This window comes from Aeromonas sp. QDB17, from assembly GCF_027705305.1.
Classification (GTDB): Bacteria; Pseudomonadota; Gammaproteobacteria; order Enterobacterales; family Aeromonadaceae; genus Aeromonas; species Aeromonas caviae.
This window is the reverse complement of sequence record NZ_JAPDBP010000048.1, coordinates 1-1,344: the sequence shown is the minus strand read 5'-3', so window position 1 is coordinate 1,344 and position 1,344 is coordinate 1. Positions and strand designations below refer to the sequence as shown.

The 1,344-nt window shown below is 53.5% G+C and carries 1 rRNA gene; it reads left to right on the top strand.

The window, feature by feature from the left end:
* Positions 1 to 1,344, top strand: a 23S ribosomal RNA gene (locus OKC41_RS20965); the annotation flags it as partial.

Below are 1,344 nucleotides of genomic sequence, written 5' to 3'. Positions count from 1 at the left end.
GAGGCGAACCGGGAGAACTGAAACATCTAAGTACCCCGAGGAAAAGAAATCAACCGAGATTCCCTCAGTAGCGGCGAGCGAACGGGGATTAGCCCTTAAGCATCTTGGAAGTTAGTGGAACGGTCCTGGAAAGGCCGGCGATACAGGGTGATAGCCCCGTACACGAAAACAACCTTGATGTGAAATCGAGTAGGGCGGGACACGTGACATCCTGTCTGAATATGGGGGGACCATCCTCCAAGGCTAAATACTCCTGACTGACCGATAGTGAACCAGTACCGTGAGGGAAAGGCGAAAAGAACCCCTGTGAGGGGAGTGAAATAGAACCTGAAACCGTGTACGTACAAGCAGTGGGAGCCCTTCGGGGTGACTGCGTACCTTTTGTATAATGGGTCAGCGACTTACATTTTGTAGCGAGGTTAACCGTATAGGGGAGCCGTAGGGAAACCGAGTCTTAACTGGGCGTCTAGTTGCAAGGTGTAGACCCGAAACCGGGTGATCTAGCCATGGGCAGGTTGAAGGTTGAGTAACATCAACTGGAGGACCGAACCCACTAACGTTGCAAAGTTAGGGGATGACCTGTGGCTGGGGGTGAAAGGCCAATCAAACTCGGAGATAGCTGGTTCTCCCCGAAAGCTATTTAGGTAGCGCCTCGGACGAATACTACTGGGGGTAGAGCACTGTTTGGGCTAGGGGGTCATCCCGACTTACCAACCCCATGCAAACTCCGAATACCAGTAAGTACTATCCGGGAGACACACGGCGGGTGCTAACGTCCGTCGTGAAGAGGGAAACAACCCAGACCGCCGGCTAAGGTCCCAAAGTTCTGGTTAAGTGGGAAACGATGTGGGAAGGCTCAGACAGCTAGGATGTTGGCTTAGAAGCAGCCATCATTTAAAGAAAGCGTAATAGCTCACTAGTCGAGTCGGCCTGCGCGGAAGATGTAACGGGGCTCAAACCAGGCACCGAAGCCGCGGATTCACGCTAAGCGTGAGTGGTAGGGGAGCGTTCTGTAAGTCTGCGAAGGTGTGTCGAGAGGCATGCTGGAGATATCAGAAGTGCGAATGCTGACGTAAGTAACGATAAAGGGGGTGAAAAGCCTCCTCGCCGGAAGACCAAGGGTTCCTGTCCAACGTTAATCGGGGCAGGGTGAGTCGACCCCTAAGGTGAGGCCGAAAGGCGTAATCGATGGGAAGCAGGTTAATATTCCTGCACGACTTGTAATTGCGATGGGGGGACGGAGAAGGCTAGGTGGGCCAGGCGACGGTTGTCCTGGTGAAAGTGCGTAGGTGGTGTTTCTAGGCAAATCCGGAGACACAACACTGAGACACGAGACGAACGCAC